Below are 17,587 nucleotides of genomic sequence, written 5' to 3'. Positions count from 1 at the left end.
GCCGCGTGCCCGGAGCAGCCGTTCACCATGACACGACGGCGTGCCGCTGGTCTGGGAAGATGCGAGCGCCGAGGATCGCGAGCGTTGGACGGTATGCGCCCCTTGTCTCGCAGGCTCGTCGAGCCCTTCCTCGCCCCACAAGAAAGGTCTGGAGACAACGCATGGCGATCAGCTTGTACAACACTCTGACAAGACGCGTCGAGCCGCTTGAGCCGATGACGCCGGGTGTCGTGCGGATGTTCGTCTGTGGACCCACCGTGTACGACCTCGCGCACGTCGGGCACGCGAAGACCTATACCCAGTTCGACTTCCTCGCCCGCTACCTCCGGGCTCGCGGTCTCGAGGTGACGTACGCGCAGAACATCACCGACGTCGACGACAAGATCATCCGGCGGGCCGCCGAGTCGGGCCGCGATCCGCGTGACCTCGCCGCAGAGTTCGAGGACGCCTACCAGCAGGACATGGCCGCGCTCGGGAACACGAGCGTCGACGTCTACGCTCGCGCCCACGACCACATCGACGAGATCGTCGCGCAGGTCCGGACGCTCGTCGACCGTGGGCATGCCTACCAGCTCGACGACGGGTGGTACTTCGACCTGTCCACGTTCCCCGGCTACGGAAAGCTGTCCGGACGGACGGAGGTCGCCGAGGAGGACTCCGTCGCCCGAATCGACGAGAACGACGCCAAGCGCAACCGTGGTGACTTCGCGCTCTGGAAGGCTCGTAAGCCGGGCGAGCCGTTCTGGGACTCGCCGCTGGGTCCCGGTCGTCCCGGGTGGCACATCGAGGACACCGCGATCACCGAGGCCCTGTTCGGCCCTCAGTACGATCTGCACGGGGGAGCGGTCGACCTGATCTTTCCGCACCACGAGGCGGAGGTCGCCCAGATGGAAGCGGCGTCGGGCAAGGAGCCGCTCGTGCGCCACTGGGTGCACACCGGTCTGCTCCGGGTCGACGGCGCGAAGATGTCGAAGAGCTCGGGCAACTTCCTCACGGTCCGTGACGCGCTGGCGATGACTGACTACCGGACACTGCGGTACGCGTTCCTGTCCCAGCACTACCGCTCGTCGATGGAGCTCTCCGCGACGGTGCTGGACCAAGCACGCGGCGCACGCCGCAGGGTGGAGAACTTCGCCCGCCAGGTCGACGAGTCCGTGGACGAGTCGGCCGCGGCAGTCGACGCCGCGGACGCCACGTGGGCGACCATCCTCGAACGCCTTGACGACGATCTTGATACTCCCGCCGCCCTGGCCGCACTCTTCGAGTACATCCGCGAGCTGAACCGCAGCGATCTGTCACCGGGACCGTCTGCGGAGCATCTTCTTCGGCGCGTGAACGACCTGTTCGACGCGTTCGACCTCGACGTCCACACGGTCGACGATGCCGAGATCGAGGCCGCGCTCGCGCGTCGCGCCGAACTACGCAGCGCACGCGACTTCGCGGGCGCGGACCAGATCCGCAATGCGCTAATCAGCAAGGGAGTGGTGATCGAGGACTCTGCGGACGGCACTCGCTGGTGGCTGGCCAAGGACTCCGATCCAGGAGAATGACCATGACCCACAGGTTCCGCATCCCGATCGAGCGCCTCCTCGTCGCGCGTCTGCGTCGCGAGCTCAAGGGCTTGCCGACCCCAGCCCACCTGGGCCTGATCATGGACGGAAACCGGCGCTGGGCACGCAGCGTCGGCGTCGACGACATCCGGTTCGGCCATCGAGCAGGAGCCGAGCACCTCGACCGGGTCCTGACCTGGTGCGCCCAGGCCGGGATCGACGCGGTGAGCGTCTACGTGCTCTCGGCCGACAACATCGCCAAGCGGGATGACGCGCAGGTCAGTTTCCTTTTCCACCTGCTGGAGACGCTGATCCCCGACCGGCTCCGACGTCCGGACGGACTCTGGGAGCTGCACGTCGCCGGGAACCTCGACCTCGTGCCGGATGCGACCGCGCGTGCGCTCAAGGAAGCGGTAGGCGCCACGCGAGGACGGCCACGCCGACTCACGCTCGCCGTCGGCTACGACCCGTACGGCGATGTGGTCGACGCCGTCCGCCAGGTGCTGTGGGACGCAGCCGATCGCGGCGACTCGGCGGGCGACGTGGCGCGCACACTCGAACCCGAGGCGATCGACGCACGCGTCTCCGCGCCCGACGACGACATCGACCTGATCATCCGGACCAGCGGCGAACGCCGGCTGTCGGGCTGCTTCCCCTGGCGCTCGGTTCGTGCCGAGCTCATCTTCTGCGACGTGTACTGGCCGGGCTTTCGTGAGCTGGACCTGCTGCGCGCACTGCGCACCTACGGACGGCGCCGGACGAGTCTCCGCTGACCTCCACTATTTGGCCGGCCGCGCGGCCTCCAGCAGCACGTCGACCAGCCGCTCGGCGGCGTCGGGGCGCCCGTGCTGGCGGGCACGGCCGGACATCCGCTCGCGCCGTCCGGCGTCGGACAGCAGGGGGCCGATCGCCTCGCGGAGGTCCGCCTCGGCGACGTCGCCCTCCAGGGCGACGGCCGCTCCCAGGTCCTGGAGCCGGCGCGCGTTGTGCGCCTGCTCGTTCCCGGCCGCCGACGGCAGCGGGACCAGGACCGATGGCTTGCCCAGCGCCGTCAGCTCCGCGATGGTCCCGGCGCCGCTACGGGAGACGACGACGTCGGCCAGCGCGAGCACGTCCGGCAGCTCCGCGCCGACAAAACCCATGACGCGGTAGCGGGCCGCCAGCTCGGCCGGGAGGGTGGCGGTGCTGTCGAACATGTCCTGGAGGTTGTTCGGCCCGCACTGGTGGATCACGTTCGCGCGCTGGAGCAGCCACGGCAGCGCCTCGGTGACGAGCGTGTTGATCTGGACCGACCCCTGCGCCCCGCCCGTCACGTACAGGACCGGGAGGTCCGGGTCGAACGAGTCCAGGCCGAGCGCGTCGACAGCCTTGAGCGGCTCGCCGGCCATCACCTCGGCGCGTACCGGGTTGCCGGTCACGACGGTCCGCTCGCGCACGGCCTCGGGCAGCAGCTCGAGGGTGGATGACGAGGACACCGCGACGCGGGTCGCGCGCTTGGCCAGGAGGCGGTTGGCCAGGCCCAGCCGCACGGTCTGCTCGTGCACCACGAGCGGACGGCGCAGCATGCCCGCCGCGATCCCGATCGGGACCGCGACATAGCCGCCGGTCGAGAGGATCACGTCGGGCTTGAACTCGGCCACGATCGACCTGGCCTGCGCGACGCCGAGCGGCACCCGCGCCATGTCCTTCATGTTGGCGGCCGTCAGCATGCCCAGCGGGTTGCTCGACCGGCGGAGCTTGCCCGTGGCGACCGGCACGAAACGGATGCCCTCGGACGCGGTGACTGTGGCCTCCAGGCCCTTCGCCGTGCCCGCCCAGAGGACGCTGACGGCGGTGCCCGCCTCGGCCAGCCTGGCCTGGAGGGCGCGGAGAGTCGTGAGCGCCGGATAGGTATGTCCGCCGGTCCCTCCACCGGTGACGAGCAGGCGGAACTCGCGCGGGTGTGAACTCACGTAGATCTCCCAGGACGGCGTGGGTGGGGGCGCGAGGCCAACTGTAGGCGATTTGTGAGGGTCGGCGGCTTCGCGGCTGTGGTGTGGTCCGCCTGGCGTTCTCGCGACATTCGGGCTCAGTCTCCCGGCGTCGGCCGAGCGTGCGGAAGCTGTGCTCAGCTGCTGAGTAGCCTTGCGCGGTGGCTCCCTACTTGGTCCGCCATGGGCGTCCGATCCTCGACCCGGCTGTTCCGGCCTCGACGTGGGTCCTGGACCCGGAGCACGAGCACCTGGTGACCGACTTCGCGGCGCGGGCGCCGTGGCCTGACGACGTTGTCTGGTTCACCTCGCCCGAGCCGAAGGCGGCACGCACCGCGTTCCTCCTGGCCGGGCGGGAGGTGCCGGTGGTGGAGGACCTGAGGGAGCACGACCGCCACGGCACGGCCTGGGTTCCGGACTTCAGGCAGGCGGTCCGCGAAGCGTTCGCGAGTCCGCACTCCGAGGCCCGCCCAGGGTGGGAGCCGCTCATCCGGACGCGGTCGCGGGTAGTCGCCGCGGCGCGGAGGATCTTGGCGGAACATCCTGGGCGCGACGTCGTCCTGGTCGGGCTCGGGACGGCGTGGACGCTCCTTGCCGCTGCGCTCACCGGGGCTGAGCCAGACCTGGATCGGTGGCTGGCCCTAGCGATGCCGGACGTGATCACCCTGGAGTAAAGGCCCTGGTGTTCCGCAGCCTGGCGTGGTTGGGTCGTGGCCATGCCTGAGCCTCTCGCGCCGAGCGCGCCGTCGTTGAGCATGCTGTGGGAGCCCACCGATCCGGCCGAGGCGCTGGCCCGGCGATTCCGCTTCGAGTCGCCGACGGCGGTTGACGGCTGGCTGTCCGACGTCCTCGCTCAGCACTGGGGCCTGGCGTTGAGCTCGTGCGAACGGCTGGTCATCAGCGGCGGCAACATCATGGCCTGGATCACCGTGGGCGAGCGGCGGATGATCGCGAAGTGGTCGGTGCACACGCCGGTCTTTGGACGCCTCGCCGCGATCGCCCGGCTCACCCGCTGGCTCGACGAGCGCGGCCTCCCGGTGTCGGCACCGCAGCCCGCGCGGGACGGGCGCCTCCAGCTGGAGCTCGACGGGTTCTCCCTCGGCCTGCAGAACGTCGTGCCCGGCGACCTGCTCGACGTGGCCGACGTCGCGCAGGTCAGGGCGGCCGGGGAGATGCTCGCGACCCTGCACACCGAGCTCGCTGCCTACCCCGACGTCGTCCCGACGGCCGAGCCTCCGCGATCCGGCACGCAGCTGGTGGGCAACGACTTTCGCTCCGCCAACATCCTCTGGGCGAGCGGCCGGATCTCCGCGGTGCTCGACCTGGAGGAGGCCCGGTACGAGCGGCGCGTCGACGACCTCGCCAAGGCTGCCGCTCTGCTGGGTACGCGCTACCACAACTGGGTGCCCACACCGCCGGACGCGCGCGACGCGTTCATCGACTCGTACCAGGCCGCGCACCCTCTCCCCGCCGAGGAGCTCGACGAGGTGCAGGGCATCATCGCCAAGCACATCGATGCGTGGCCGCCCTGAACCCAGTCGCGGCGGCGCCTCGGCCTCGTAGACGCCGTGCCTGGACTACGGAGCCTCTGATCCGGAATGCCACGTCCGCCAGAGCTTGCCGTAGGTGCGTCCAGCGCTGACAAGTTCCTCATGGGTGCCGAGCTCGACGAGCTCGCCGGCCTCCATCACGGCGATCCGGTCGGCGTCGTGCGCTGTCTGCAGGCGGTGCGCGATCGCGATGACCGTCCGGCCTCGAAGGACAGCCGCCAGCGATTGCTCCGTTCGTCGCGCGGTTCGGGGGTCGAGCTGTGCGGTGGCCTCGTCCAGGATCAGAGTGTGGGGATTCGCGAGGGCGACGCGCGCCAGGGAGAGCTGCTGGGCACCGGCGCCGTCGAGGTTGATGTCGTGGCCGACCTCCGTGTCCAGCCCGCCCGGTAGGTCGGCCAGCCACGCGGCACCGACGGCGTCCAGCGCGGCGCGCATCTCGCCGTCTGTCGCCTTCGGACGTGCGATGCGCAGGTTGTCGCGCACGGTGTCGTGGAAGACATGATGATCCTGGGTGATCAGCACGACGTGCTCGCGCAGGAGGTCGGGCGGCAGGTCGGCAACCGGTGTACCGCCGATCGTCACGGACCCGGTGTGTGGGCGGTCGAGCCCGGCGAGCAGGCGCGCGAGCGTTGACTTTCCCGCACCGGACGTGAACAGCACGACCGCGACGACGGCGTAGGCGACCACCGCGCCCACGCCGGGCCCCGTGACGGTCAACGCCTGCGCAACGATCTGGACGTCGGAGATGCCGACCGTCACGACCTCGCCCGCGCTGACACGACGTGCCAGAGAGGCTCCCAGCCGGGACGTGTGCCGCACCGTCGCCCGGACCGAGCGGAACGACGCGTCCATCCGGATCTTGGTCATGGTGCGATGCCGGCCGATCGCCAGCAGCGCGTTCAGGACGCTGACGGCCAGCAGGACCAGCGCCCACCTGACAAGGGCAGCCGTGTTGTCCGCGACAAGCCCGTCATCCACCACGCGGGACAGCACCCACGGCGGCACCGCCAGGCCGACCATCCACGAGGTGCCCAGCACCGCGCCCAGCGCGATCCGTCGGGACTGCGATCGGGTGAGCCAGAAGAGGAGGCGGAACGGGCTAGTCAGGTCACGGGATGTCGGGGCAGACCACGTCTCGGGTGTCCTGTCCAGCCACTCACGAAGGGGCACGAAGCATCACATCCGCTGCCATGCACCGTCGCTGGCCATGCCGTAGATCCTGGCAGGAACGCCTCGAGCGAGGGAAAGTTTGTGACGGGAGACACTACCCTTTCGCGGCCAGTTCCCGCTCCGGGTAGACGGCGACGTCCAGCAAGGTCCGGTCGCCGAGCGGCTCGTCCAGCTCGACCGTGAATGGCGTCGGCGGGTTGGAGGGGCAGGTCTGGTCGCCCTCCGGCGTCTCGACGCCGATCACGAGCTCCACCCGATCCTCGAGCTGGGCCAGTCGCTCCAGCGTGACTCGGCCGTCGGCCGGCTTACCACCTGCGCACTCGATCTCCGTGATGAGCAGGTGCACCTGCGAGGATGCGGCGTCCGGCGGATTGTCGGGGTCGAGTGCCACTATCGCGTCGCCGAGCCCGCCCAGGTCGTAGCGCAGGGCGCAGTCGCCGTGCCGCAGGAGCTGCCAGCCCTCGCCGCCCTCTTCGGTCTCGTCCACCCAACCGGCACCCAGGAGCTCGTGCGTGCGCCGCTCGCCGTCGCTGTCGCGCGGCTCCGGCAGCTCCCGGATCAGGTAGACCTCTGTGCTGGTCTCGGTCAGCACGCGCCACTGCTCCGGCTCGATGTCGGGGACACTCGCCCCCTCCAGCGCCGCGGCGGCCTCGTCGCCGAGCTGGTCGGCGGTGGCGCCGTCGGTCAGGACCGCTGCCGGGACCGGTGTGCCCTGGCACAGGTACTCGCCGGATTCATCGGGCGCCCCACCTGCTGCACTCGTCTGGGCGCAACCACCGATCAGCACCACCAGGGCGACCGTCCAGCCCTGCGTCAACCTGCTCCGTCGCATCTCGGCTCCTCGGCGTGGGCCGCGTCGCTCGCGGCGTCTGCCCGGAATGTGTGCCGCTCCCGTCCGCTCTTGCAGGGAGAACGCCGTCAGGACGCGATCGGCTTCCGACGGCGTGCCATGCCACGGGTGCTCGGTGCGCGTCGTCGTGGCTCGACCGGGCCCGGTCTGCTGCTGTCAGCAGAAGCGCCGACGTCGGCCGAAGGGTCAGTTCTACGCTCAGGTACATGACCCAGACCGCTCCGCCCCAGCGCCCAGGGCGCGACGGGGTGCCCGAAGGGCCAGGCACCCCGTCGACGCCGACGAGACGAGAGCCGCTGTGGCGGCACATGGTCGGTGAACGCCTGCGACACCTGCGTCATCTCCGCGGCGAGACCCTGGACCAGACCGCCCGCCGCGCCGGGATCTCGCCGCAGTACCTCTCGGAGATCGAGCGCGGTGTGAAGGAGCCGTCGAGCGAGATGATCGCGGCGATCACCGGTGCGCTCGACATCACGCTGGTCGATCTGGTCGTCGCGGTCGCCGATCGGCTGATCGTCGTCCGCCAGGCCATCCCCGTGCGCGAATCCGTGCGGACGCCGACCTGCCAGGCGGTGTTCGCGCTGGCGGCGTGATCTCGGGGGCGGCCTGCCCGCCCTACCCGCTGACCCGGGACCGTGTCCCGGGCCAGCCGTGTCACCGCTGGTCGATCACGTGGTCCAGGAGTCCGTACTCGCGCGCGGCACTGGCGGTGAAGATCCGGTCGCGGTCGGTGTCGGCCCGGAGCGTCTCGACGGTCTGGCCCGTGTGCTGGGAGAGCGCGGTCTCCATGTCGGCACGGATGCGGACGACCTCGTCGGCCTGCAGGATCAGGTCCGGGATCGCGCCCCGGCCCTGCGCCGCGGGCTGATGCAGGATGACCCGCGCGTGCGGGAGCGCCGCCCGCTTTCCCTCCGCCCCGCCGGCGAGGAGCACGGCACCGACCGCAACGGCCTGCCCGACGCACGTCGTCGACACCTGGGGCCGGATGTAGCGCATGGTGTCGTAGATGGCCATGCCCGCGCTCGGGTCCCCGCCCTCGCAGTTGACGTAGAGCTGGATGTCGCTGTCCGGGTTGCTCGACTCGAGGTGGATCAGCTGGGCGATCAGGGCGTTGGCGACGCCGGCGTCGATCGCGGTGCCGAGGTAGATGATCCGTTCGCTGAGAAGCTGCGAATAGACGTCCATGATCCGCTCGCCCCGTGGGTGCGCGGCGATGACGTTCGGGATGGTGTAGCTGCTCATCGTGCGTCTCCCTCGGTGATGGCGAATCCGGTCGGCTGGCGATCGCGTGGTCTGATGGCGTCGAAGCCCTGCACGATCGTGTCGATGAACCCGAAGTCGAGCGCCTCCTCGGCCGTGTACCAGTGGTCGTGCAGCGAGTCCTCGAAGATCCGCTCGATCGGCTGGCCGGTGTCCTCGGAGACCAGGCGCAGAACGGTGTCGCGCGTGTGCCGGAGGTCGTCCGCCTGCAGCTCGATGTCGACGGCGGTGCCCGCGATCCCCGCGGAACCCTGGTGCATCAGGACCCGCGAGTTCGGCAGCGCGCGGCGCTTGCCCTTGGTGCCGGCCGAGAGGAGGAACTGTCCCGCGCTGTAGGCGATGCCCAGCACGAGCGTCGAGACGTCGTTGGGGATGGTGCGCATGATGTCGCGGATGGCCAGCATCGACGGCACCGATCCGCCCGGGGAGTGGATCCACAGGTCGATGTCGGTCGAGGAGTCCTCGGTGGCCAGGGCGATCAGCTGCGTCATGAGGAGCGTGCCGTTGTCGTCGTCCAGCTGTCCGTCGAGGACGAGGACGCGCCGCTCGTACAGCTCGCGTCGGGAGTGTGCGCCGAACAGTGGCGGCTTCGGTGTGTCGGTCATGACCCCACCGTGCATCCCGGGATGGGGGTCGCGGGGGCGGATCTGCCGTGAGCAGGGCTGCTCTGAGCAGCGAGGATCAGAAGCGCAGCAGCACCTTCGACGACAGCGACGCGTCGCGCGCCACCCCGAACGCCTCCAGGGCATCCGCCATGTCGTACTCCTGTGTGATCACCGGGTCCACCGCGAGCGTCCCGTCGGCGAGAGCGGCCACGACGTCGTCGATCTCGTCCTCGAACCGGAGCGATCCCACCAGGTGCAGCTCACGGGTGATGACCTGCGACATCGGCGCGGGCACGTCGCCCGCCCGCTGCAGCCCGAGCAGCACCACCGTCCCACCGCGGCGGGCGCCACCCACCGCGCTCGCCAGGCCCGGCACCGTGCCCGAGGACTCGACGACCACGTCCGCCTGGACAGCTGCGACGGCCTCGTCGTCGCGGGCGTCCAGGGTCGCGTCCGCCCCGAGCCCCGCCGCGATCCCGCGCGGGAGGTCGTGCAGGTCCGTGGCCACGATCTCGGCGGCCCCCTGGCGCCGCGCGACGGCGATGGCGAGCGCCCCGATCGGGCCGGAACCGATCACGAGCACCCGCCTGCCGCCGACGCCGCCTGCCCGGGCCACGCCGTGCCATGCCACCGATGCGGGCTCGGCGAGGGCCGCCGTGCGCAGGTCCACACCGTCGGGCAGCGTCCGGAGCATGCCGGACGGCAGGGCCACGCGGCGCGCGAAGGCGCCGTCGCGGTGGGGGAACCGCGCCGCGGAGCCGAGGTAGCTGCCGTCGGTCGCGGGGTGCACCGTGACGCGTGTCCCGGCGCTCGGTCCGGTGCCGTCGGCGGCAGGCGCGAGCACCGTGCCCGAGACCTCGTGACCCAGGACCATCGGCGCCCGCAGGATCGACGCGCCGGCCGCGCCGTGCTGCCAGTAGTGCAGGTCGCTGCCGCAGATGCCGCCGTAGGCGATGGCCACCACGGCCTCGTCGGCCGCGGGCTCGGGCTCCTGGATCGGCTCGATCCGCAGATCGCCCTGGGCATGGACGACGACGGCGAGGTTCGGGTCGGTCACGGTGACTCCGTTTCACGAGGAACGGGACGGTGAGGTCCCGGGTTCGGGCAGGCCTGGGCCCGGCTAGAGGCAAGGGGTGACAAGGCGCGCACCGGCGACGGTGATCTCCACGAGGTCGCCCGGCACGACGGCGAAGTGCGAGTGCGGCGCGCCGGTCATGACAACGTCACCCGGGCCGAGCTCGACCCACGAGGCGACGTAGGCGAGGCATGCGGCGATCGACGACGGCAGCTCGTGGCTCCCGGTCGCGGCGCGCTCCTGGCCGTTGATGACGACACGCAGGTCCACCCGGTCGAGGTCGACGTCGGTCTCGACGAACGGCCCGAGCGGGGTGTAGGCCGCGCCACCCTTCCCCTCGAAGTTCCGGACGTCGACGGCGTTCCGGTCGGGGTTGGTCACGTCGTTCACGGCGGTCACGCCGAGGACGTACTCGTGCGCGTTGCCCGCGACCAGCCCCTCGGTCGAGCGGCCGATCACGACCGCTACCTCGCCCTCGGCGATGACCCGGCCCACATCCCGCCGCAGCCGCACCCCCGTACCGCTGGACACGACGGTGCGCGGGCTCTTCAGCCATGCCTGCACGGGCAGCGGAGCGTCGGGGCCGTTCTGCGCGATGCCTACCACGACCCGCGGCTCGCAGGGGGCGAGCACCTCGGCCAGCGCGCCCGGGACCGGGGGCGCGCCCGTCGGACGGGGCTCGCGGCCCGCTGCGAAGGCGACGAACGGGTCCTCGCAGGGCACGTACGAGTCGCGGTCGGCCCGCACGTAGGCGGGTCCGTCCGGTGTGGCGATCCGGGCGACGCGCATCAGACCACCGCCGTCATGCCGCCGTCGACGTAGATCGTCTGCCCGTTCACGAAGGCCGACGCGTCGCTGGCCAGGAACACCAGGGTGCCGACGAGGTCCTCGACCTGGCCCCAGCGGCCCGCCGGGGTGCGGCCCTCGACCCACGCCGAGAACTCTCGGTCGGCGACGAGCGCCGCCGTGAGCTCGGTGGCGAAGTACCCGGGGGCCAGCGCGTTCACGGTGATGCCGTGGCCCGCGAGGTCCGCGCACAGCCCCTTGGTGAGCATGACTATCGCGCCCTTCGTGGCGCTGTAGGGGGCGATGGAGGGCCGGGCGAGCTGGGACTGCACGCTGCCGATGTTCACGATCTTGCCGCTCCCGCGCTCCACCATGCTGCGCGCCACCCGCCGGGACAGCAGGAACACGCTCGTGAGGTTGGTGGCGACGAGGTCGTGCCAGTCCTGGTCGGCGAACTCGGTGATCGGCGCGCGGCGCTGGATACCCGCGTTGTTGACGAGGATGTCGATCGCCCCGACGTCGGTCTCGATGGCGGTGATGCCGGTCTCCACGGCGTCGGCGTCGGTCACGTCGAACGTCGAGACGACGGTGGTGGCGCCGGTCTGTGCCGCGATCGTGTCGGCGGTCGCGCGTGCCTTGGCAGCGTCGCGGCCGTGCACGATCACGCGCGCCCCCGCCTGGGCGAGGCCGGTGGCGAACGTGCGGCCGATGCCCTGGCTGGAGCCGGTCACGAGCGCCGTGCGGCCCGTCAGGTCAAAAAGATCCATGTCAGCGAACTGCTCCTTCTGTGGTCGAGATGCGCACTGCGTCCTCGACCAGCAGCAGGTCGCGGCCGCGGGTCTCGGGGACGATGAACGTGAAGCCCGTGGTGATGGCGGCGAGGACTGTCATGTACATGGCCGGGACCATCCAGTTGCCGTCCGTGATGGCGATCAGCCAGGCGCCGAGGACGCCGGCGAGGCCACCCGCGATCACCGCCGAGAGCTCCCGCGCCATCGCGACACCCAGGTAGCGGTGCCGGTTGCCGAACAGCTCGGGGAGCATCGCACACTGCGGGCCGAGCATCGTGTTGACGGCGACGCCGATCCCGATCGCGACAGCGCCGATGACGAGCGCGGCGTTGCCGGACTGCAGCATCCACCAGGCGGGGAAAGCGTAGAGCAGCATGAACACCGCGCCGGCCCGGTAGATCGGGACCCGGCCGTAGCGGTCGGACAGGTGGCCGGTCAGCGGGATCACGGCCATGCCGATCAGCGATCCGATGGTCACGCCCCAGGTCGCGAGCGACTTGTCGACGGTCGCGGCCGCGGTTCCCGTGGCAAAGCTCAGCGCGAGCGCCTGGAACATGTACGAGCCGCCGTTCTCGGCCATCCGCAGGCCGATGCCGACGACGACGCCGGGGAAGCCCGTGGTGAAGACCCGGCGGATCGGGTGGTCCTCGATCTGCTCGTGCTTCTCCAGCTCCACGAAGGTCGGGGTCTCGCGCAGGCGGGCACGGATGAACATCGCGACGAGGATCAGCAGGAACGAGCAGAGGAACGGCACGCGCCAGGCCCAGGTGAGGAAGACGTCGTCGGGCAGCGACGACAGGAGCGTGAAGACGAGGGCGGCGAGCAGGGTGCCGAGCTGGATGCCGATGAACGGCAGCGAGGAGAAGAATCCGCGGCGCCGGACGGGCGAGTACTCGGCCATGAGCACCGTGGCCCCGGCCTGCTCGGCGCCCGCGCCGAACCCCTGCAGCAGGCGCAGCGTCGTCAGGAGGATCGGGGCCCAGATGCCGATGGACTCGTACGTGGGGAGCGCGCCGATCAGGGTGGTCGAGCCGCCCATCAGGGCGATCGTCACCAGGAGCACCCACTTGCGGCCGATCCGGTCGCCGAGCGTCCCGAAGAACAGCCCGCCGAGCGGCCGGGCCACGAAGCCGACGCCGAAGGAGGCGAAGGCAGCGACGACGCCCATGGCCGGGTCGAGGTTCGAGAAGAACAGGGTGTTGAAGACCAGGGCGGACGACAGGCCGTAGAGGGCGAAGTCGAAGTACTCGAGGGCGGACCCGACGGAGGAGGCGAGCGTGGCGCGGCGCAGGTTCGCCGCGTAGACCGGGTCCTCCGTGTCGACCGGGCGCGGGGCGGTTTCAGTCACGAGTCATCTCCTTCGATGGCCGCCCGGTGCCGCAGTGCCCCGGACGGGCTGAACGCGCCTCACTGTAGCCGCTCCTGTGAACGGTGTTCAACACACTGAACAGATCGGCTGGCGACGGAGGGTTCGGAGTGGTTCGGGCTTCCGCGTCCGGCGCGTCAGGACGCCCGCCGCTGCCCCGCACTGCGAGACAGCGGGTTGGTGAGCTCGGCGGCGGCCGCGATCAGCGCCTCGCCGATCCGGGCGATCTGCACGTCGTCCGTCGCCAGCTCCTGCGGTAGTGCAGCGCCCAGGGCAAACGGTGGGTCGCTCGCCTGCCACGGCTCGAGCGGGACGGCGACACCGACGACACCCCGCACCGACCCCGCGGGGTCGACCGTGTAGCCCCGGTCCCTGCTCGCCCGGATCCGCGCGAGCAGGTCGTCCACATCGCGGATGCTGTTCTCCGTGAGCTGTGGGAACGGCGCCGTGGGGCCGACGAGCTCGATGATCTCCTCGTCGGCGAGCCGCATCAGCAGGGCGTTCCCGGAGGCGCTCAGGGCGGCGGGCAGGCGGGAGCCGAGCGGCGTGCCGAGCTGGTACCGCCGTCGGCCCTCGTGGCGCGCGAGGTAGAGCGTGTCGGAGCCCTCGAGCATGGTGATCTGTACGACCTCCGTGCGGAGCACGGGCGACGCGTCGCAGATGCCGTAGAACTCCCTGATCTGGTTGAACTGCGTGGCGAACGCTCCGCCGAGCTCCGCCGTACGACGTCCGAGCCGGTAACCCTGCGGGACCCGCTCGATCATCCGGCCCTCCTCGAGCACCGACACGAGGTTCGCCGTCGACGACTTCGCGATGCCCAGCGCACGGGCGATGTCGCTGAGCGTCATCGGTGCACCCTCGGCGTCCGCCAGCAGGTTCAGGATGCGCAACGAACGCGTGACGGCGGGGGCGGGGTCGCGCTCGGGCTGTTCGGGCATTCTGCTCCTTCGCAGGCTTACGTCGTCAGTAGAACTCGATCGTATCCATCCGGTTGACGAGCGGTTCGCCGTCGAGGAAGCGGCGGGCGTTGTCGGCGAACAGCCGGGCGATCCGGTCCTCCTCGGCGCCGCTGAGTGCCGCGGTGTGCGGGCTGACGAGCACCTGCGGGTGGTCCCAGAGCGGGCTCGTGGCGGGCAGCGGCTCGACCGCGAAGACGTCGAGCGCCGCGAACCCCACGCGGCCGTCGTCCAGTGCCGCGACGAGGGCGGGCTCGTCGATGACGGTGCCGCGGCCGACATTCACGACGATCGTTCCGGGCTTCGCGTTCGCGAGGACCGCCTCGCCGATCAGCCCCTCGGTGGCGGTCGTGCCGGGCAGGGTGGCCACTATCGCGTCGGCCTGGCGTACCGCGTCGGCGAGGTCGTCGACCGGCACGAGCAAGTCGACGCCGTCCACCGGCTCGCCCGACCGCGTGGTCCCGTGCACCCGCGCGCCCAGCGCGTGCAGCTTCGCCGCGACGGACCGGCCGATGCCCCCCAGGCCCACGACGAGCACGGTCATCTCGTCGAGCTGGCGCATCTCCCAGCGGTCGGTCCACTCGCGGCGCGCCTGCTGCGCGTGCAGGCGGGGGAGGTCCTTGGCGCCGGCGAGCACCCCGAAGACGGCGAACTCGGCGAGCGTCCCACCGTGCACGCCCGCGCTGGTCGTGAACGCGACGCGCTCAAGCGTCTCCGCCGGCAGCTGCGCCGCCTTGACCTGGCCACCGCCCCCGGCGGCGGTCGTGTGCACCCAGCGCAACCGGGGGTTCGCGGCCACGGTGCGGGCGAGTGCCGCGGGGTCGACGTCGGGGATGCCGAAGAGCGCGTCGGCGCCGTCGACCATCTGGTCGAACTCTCGCTGCTGGGCCGGCGTGCGCGCGAAGGCGGGGTCGCCGGACCAGTCGGCCGGCCCGCGCATCGGGTGGTAGAGCGCGTGGTTCCGGATCAGCTCGACGCGGGGCTCGAGCTCCTCGATCCGGCGGCACAGGTCCTCGCGCAGGTCCACCGCGACGGCGACGCGCAACGTCGCGGCCCCTGGTTCAGAGGTCGGTGACCCGGAGCTGATGGTTGCGGGTACGGGGCCAGCAGTCATGACGCATCCTCTTCGATCGACGTGGCGCCATCCTACCTAAGGTTCAACATGCTGAACGGTGTCCCGTGGTGTGGGCAGTCGCTAAGGTGGGTGCCATGACCAACGACGCTCCTTCCTCTGCTGGTCCCAAACGGCCCGGTCCTGCGGTTCCGGGAACCGACGTCGGCCCCGTCGGCATGATCGGGATCGGCGCGATCGGGCGGCCGATGGCGCACCGTCTCCTTGCCGCCCACGGTGCCCTGACCGTCACCGGGCGCACGCGCCGCGACGACGACTCGTTGCCGGCCGCCGGTGCGACCTGGGCCGCGACCCCGCGTGAGCTCGCCACGACGGCCCGCACGATCCTCCTCATGCTGCCCGACCTGCCCGAGGTCGAGCAGGTGCTCGCGGGCGAGGACGGCCTGCTCGCGGGGATCACCGAACCGACCCTGCTGCTGATCGGCAGCACCTCGTCCCCGACCGGGGTCCGCGCGCTCGCTGAGCGGCTCGCCCGCGAGACCGGCGGCCTCGTCCGGGTCGTCGACTGCCCGGTCTCCGGCGGCGTCGACGGGGCGGACGCGGGCACGCTGTCGATCATGATGGGCGGCGAGGAGGACGACGTCGCGCGCGCCGCCCGTGTCATGGCCGCCTGCGGGACGCCCGTGCACCTGGGGCCGCTCGGCGCGGGCGAGGTCGCGAAGGCGTGCAACCAGATGATCGTGGCCTCCACGATCCTGGCTCTGGGCGAGGCGAGCGTCCTCGCCGAGCGCAGCGGCATCGACCTGGGCACCCTGTGGGACCTCCTCGGCGGCGGCTACGCGGGCGGGAACCTCCTGGCGAGCCGTCGCGACAAGCTCGTCACCGGGGACGACACCCCGTCGGGCCTCGCCAGGTACATGGTGAAGGACCTGCGCTTCGCGGCCGACGTCGCGGAGGCGACCGGCACCAGCCCGGCGCTGCTGCCCGCCCTGCGTGCGGCGTTCGACGAGGTGGTCGCGTCCGGGTACGGGGACCGCGACATCGCGGTCACGCGGCGGTTCGTCGCCGGACGAGGCTGACGGTCGGTAGGCGACTCGGCGCGCGCCCACCTTCGTGAGTTCGGGCAGCGCGCGGCGCTGCGCCGGTGGGTCGTTGGGCACCGGAGCACATCTGCATGTCCGGACAAAATGTTGACCTGTGGTCCTGGCCAATGTTAACGTTACCGTGCGGAAATCGCATTCCCGGCATATCGCGCCGAATGGGTTCGGCACGTCTCAAGGAAGAGGCAACCCATGAGCTCAACATTCACCCGCCGGCAGGTTCTCCTCGGCGGCCTCTCAGGCGCCGCGGTGCTCGGTCTCACCGTCGCCTGCGGTAGCGACTCCGGCGGCTCCACAGACCCGGAGGACGTGGGAACGCTGCAGTTCTTCCTCTCCGGCGACGCCAACCAGGGCGGCGGCTTCGCGGCGATGGCGGCGAAGTACGAGAAGGAGACCGGATTCAAGGTCGAGATCGTCGACGTGGCCAACGAGGACCTCACCACGCGGCTGAAGAACGCGGCTCAGGCCAACGACCTGCCCGCGCTCGCGCGCGTCGGCGCCGTCGACCCGGTCTGGAAGAGCGCCACGATGGACCTCGCGGAGATCATGACGTCGGCCGGCGTCATGACGGACCTGTCCACGCAGGACGAGGACGGGCGGGTCTACTCGCTCCCGACCGACGTCACCGGCGTCGGACTGTTCATCAACAAGTCGCTGTTCGACGAAGCGGGCGTGGAGTTCCCGGCCGATCTCGACGGCGACGTGTGGTCCTGGGACGACTTCGTGTCCGCCGTCAAGCAGGTGCAGGAAGCCACCGGCGCCTCCTACGGGATGGCGATGGACGCCAGCTCGCACCGGCTCAAGTCCTTCCTGTACGAGTTCGGCTCGACGCTGTGGCAGCCGGACTCCAGCGGCACGTTCACCACCAACGACGCCACCAAGGCAGCTCTCGAGTATTTCTACGAGATCAACGACGACAGCTTCATGCCGCGTTCGGTCTGGCTGAGCGAGGCCGACGGCAACGCGCTGTTCAAGTCCGGCGACGTCGTGGCCTACTACTCCGGGTCCTGGCAGATCGCCGACTTCGCGGTCAACATCGCCGACTTCGAGTGGGCCTCGGTGCCGACGCCGCGCCAGCCGGTGCAGGCGGTGAACTTCGGCAACGCCGCCTCGATCGTCGTGTTCGAGGGAACCGACCAGGAGCAGGCCGCGCTCGACTTCGTCACCTGGCTGTACACCAAGGAGAACTACACCGAGCTCGCCACAACCTCCGGCTTCCTGCCCGCGGTCGACGGCATCACGGTCGAGTACGCGGACAACGCCGAGGCGTTCGATCTCTACAACGCCGAGATCGCGGCCTCCGACCCGATCGTCACCACGATCAAGCAGATGGAGCTCGGTTTTGAGGTCGCCGGCCTGAGCGTCGAGGGCGACCCGCTGCGTGATCAGGTCGTCCGCTACCTCAACGACGAGATCGGCGTCGACGAGTGCATCACCCTCATCGGCGAGCAGATGACCGAGGCGTTCGGCTCAGCGGGCTGATCCG

General features: G+C 70.8%; 18 protein-coding genes. 7 read left to right on the top strand and 11 right to left on the bottom strand.

Translation table 11 applies throughout. From position 1 onward, the window contains the following. The first annotated feature begins 161 nt into the window (after window positions 1–161). Window positions 162–1,550 (top strand): cysteine--tRNA ligase, encoded by a 1,389-nt coding sequence (cysS, locus tag EW117_RS06240; protein ID WP_165362518.1) that lies wholly within the window; start codon window positions 162–164, stop codon window positions 1,548–1,550. Window positions 1,551–1,552: 2 nt separating this feature from the next. Continuing rightward, window positions 1,553–2,323 carry a polyprenyl diphosphate synthase gene (gene uppS, locus EW117_RS06235; RefSeq protein ID WP_129784768.1) on the top strand — a complete coding sequence of 257 codons (771 nt, stop codon included), beginning with the start codon at window positions 1,553–1,555 and terminating at the stop codon, window positions 2,321–2,323. Window positions 2,324–2,329: 6 nt separating this feature from the next. Here uppS and EW117_RS06230 read toward each other — a convergent pair whose 3' ends face one another. Then, on the bottom strand, window positions 2,330–3,502 hold the full coding sequence (locus EW117_RS06230; RefSeq protein ID WP_129784766.1) for a UDP-N-acetylglucosamine--N-acetylmuramyl-(pentapeptide) pyrophosphoryl-undecaprenol N-acetylglucosamine transferase: 1,173 nt from the start codon (window positions 3,500–3,502) through the stop codon (window positions 2,330–2,332). A gap of 179 nt (window positions 3,503–3,681) precedes the next feature. On the opposite strand from EW117_RS06230, the gene EW117_RS06225 reads away from it, so the two are divergent. Together EW117_RS06225 and EW117_RS06220 are read left to right on the top strand one after the other, a co-directional pair. Then, on the top strand, window positions 3,682–4,194 hold the full coding sequence (locus EW117_RS06225) for a histidine phosphatase family protein (RefSeq protein ID WP_129784764.1): 513 nt from the start codon (window positions 3,682–3,684) through the stop codon (window positions 4,192–4,194). 42 nt (window positions 4,195–4,236) lie between these two features. After that, window positions 4,237–5,052 (top strand): phosphotransferase enzyme family protein, encoded by an 816-nt coding sequence (locus tag EW117_RS06220; RefSeq protein WP_129784762.1) that lies wholly within the window; start codon window positions 4,237–4,239, stop codon window positions 5,050–5,052. Window positions 5,053–5,097: 45 nt separating this feature from the next. On the opposite strand, the gene EW117_RS06215 is transcribed toward EW117_RS06220, so the two are convergent. Both EW117_RS06215 and EW117_RS06210 read right to left on the bottom strand, forming a co-directional pair. Further along, complete coding sequence (locus tag EW117_RS06215) at window positions 5,098–6,240, bottom strand: ATP-binding cassette domain-containing protein (protein ID WP_242504112.1); 1,143 nt, start codon at window positions 6,238–6,240, stop codon at window positions 5,098–5,100. A gap of 94 nt (window positions 6,241–6,334) precedes the next feature. Then, window positions 6,335–7,072, bottom strand: coding sequence for a hypothetical protein (locus tag EW117_RS06210; RefSeq protein WP_129784760.1), 738 nt, complete (start codon window positions 7,070–7,072; stop codon window positions 6,335–6,337). 224 nt (window positions 7,073–7,296) lie between these two features. Between EW117_RS06210 and EW117_RS06205 the strand changes: the two genes are divergently transcribed. Beyond that, window positions 7,297–7,683, top strand: coding sequence for a helix-turn-helix domain-containing protein (locus tag EW117_RS06205; protein WP_129784758.1), 387 nt, complete (start codon window positions 7,297–7,299; stop codon window positions 7,681–7,683). 61 nt (window positions 7,684–7,744) lie between these two features. Here EW117_RS06205 and EW117_RS06200 read toward each other — a convergent pair whose 3' ends face one another. The 8 genes from EW117_RS06200 to EW117_RS06165 form a co-directional block, all read right to left on the bottom strand. Further along, the gene (locus EW117_RS06200; protein ID WP_129784756.1) at window positions 7,745–8,332 is read right to left on the bottom strand and encodes a ClpP family protease; all 588 of its coding nucleotides are present in this window, start codon (window positions 8,330–8,332) and stop codon (window positions 7,745–7,747) included. Next, window positions 8,329–8,955: a ClpP family protease gene (locus EW117_RS06195; protein WP_129784754.1), complete on the bottom strand. Its 627-nt coding sequence runs from the start codon at window positions 8,953–8,955 to the stop codon at window positions 8,329–8,331. Before EW117_RS06195 ends, EW117_RS06200 begins: the two co-directional genes overlap by 4 nt. 76 nt (window positions 8,956–9,031) lie before the next feature. Further along, on the bottom strand, window positions 9,032–10,012 hold the full coding sequence (locus tag EW117_RS06190) for a zinc-binding dehydrogenase (RefSeq protein WP_129784752.1): 981 nt from the start codon (window positions 10,010–10,012) through the stop codon (window positions 9,032–9,034). Between the two features lie 63 nt (window positions 10,013–10,075). Further along, entirely contained in the window at window positions 10,076–10,819 is a 744-nt protein-coding gene (locus EW117_RS06185) for a fumarylacetoacetate hydrolase family protein (protein WP_129784750.1), read from the bottom strand. Then, window positions 10,819–11,583: an SDR family oxidoreductase gene (locus EW117_RS06180; RefSeq protein ID WP_129784748.1), complete on the bottom strand. Its 765-nt coding sequence runs from the start codon at window positions 11,581–11,583 to the stop codon at window positions 10,819–10,821. The genes EW117_RS06185 and EW117_RS06180 overlap by 1 nt, the downstream gene beginning before the upstream one ends. A gap of 1 nt (window position 11,584) precedes the next feature. After that, window positions 11,585–12,955, bottom strand: coding sequence for an MFS transporter (locus EW117_RS06175; protein ID WP_129784746.1), 1,371 nt, complete (start codon window positions 12,953–12,955; stop codon window positions 11,585–11,587). Window positions 12,956–13,110: 155 nt separating this feature from the next. After that, window positions 13,111–13,911 carry an IclR family transcriptional regulator gene (locus tag EW117_RS06170; protein ID WP_129784744.1) on the bottom strand — a complete coding sequence of 267 codons (801 nt, stop codon included), beginning with the start codon at window positions 13,909–13,911 and terminating at the stop codon, window positions 13,111–13,113. Between the two features lie 25 nt (window positions 13,912–13,936). Then, on the bottom strand, window positions 13,937–15,043 hold the full coding sequence (locus EW117_RS06165; RefSeq protein ID WP_129784742.1) for a D-2-hydroxyacid dehydrogenase: 1,107 nt from the start codon (window positions 15,041–15,043) through the stop codon (window positions 13,937–13,939). Between the two features lie 176 nt (window positions 15,044–15,219). On the opposite strand from EW117_RS06165, the gene EW117_RS06160 reads away from it, so the two are divergent. Both EW117_RS06160 and EW117_RS06155 read left to right on the top strand, forming a co-directional pair. Then, the gene (locus EW117_RS06160; RefSeq protein ID WP_242504124.1) at window positions 15,220–16,080 is read left to right on the top strand and encodes an NAD(P)-dependent oxidoreductase; all 861 of its coding nucleotides are present in this window, start codon (window positions 15,220–15,222) and stop codon (window positions 16,078–16,080) included. A gap of 213 nt (window positions 16,081–16,293) precedes the next feature. Next, the gene (locus tag EW117_RS06155) at window positions 16,294–17,583 is read left to right on the top strand and encodes an ABC transporter substrate-binding protein (RefSeq protein ID WP_129784738.1); all 1,290 of its coding nucleotides are present in this window, start codon (window positions 16,294–16,296) and stop codon (window positions 17,581–17,583) included. Window positions 17,584–17,587 lie beyond the last annotated feature (4 nt).

It is taken from the genome of Promicromonospora panici (assembly GCF_900608595.1).
GTDB classification, from domain to species: domain Bacteria; phylum Actinomycetota; class Actinomycetes; order Actinomycetales; family Cellulomonadaceae; genus Promicromonospora; species Promicromonospora panici.
This window is presented reverse-complemented; position numbering and strand designations above follow the sequence as displayed.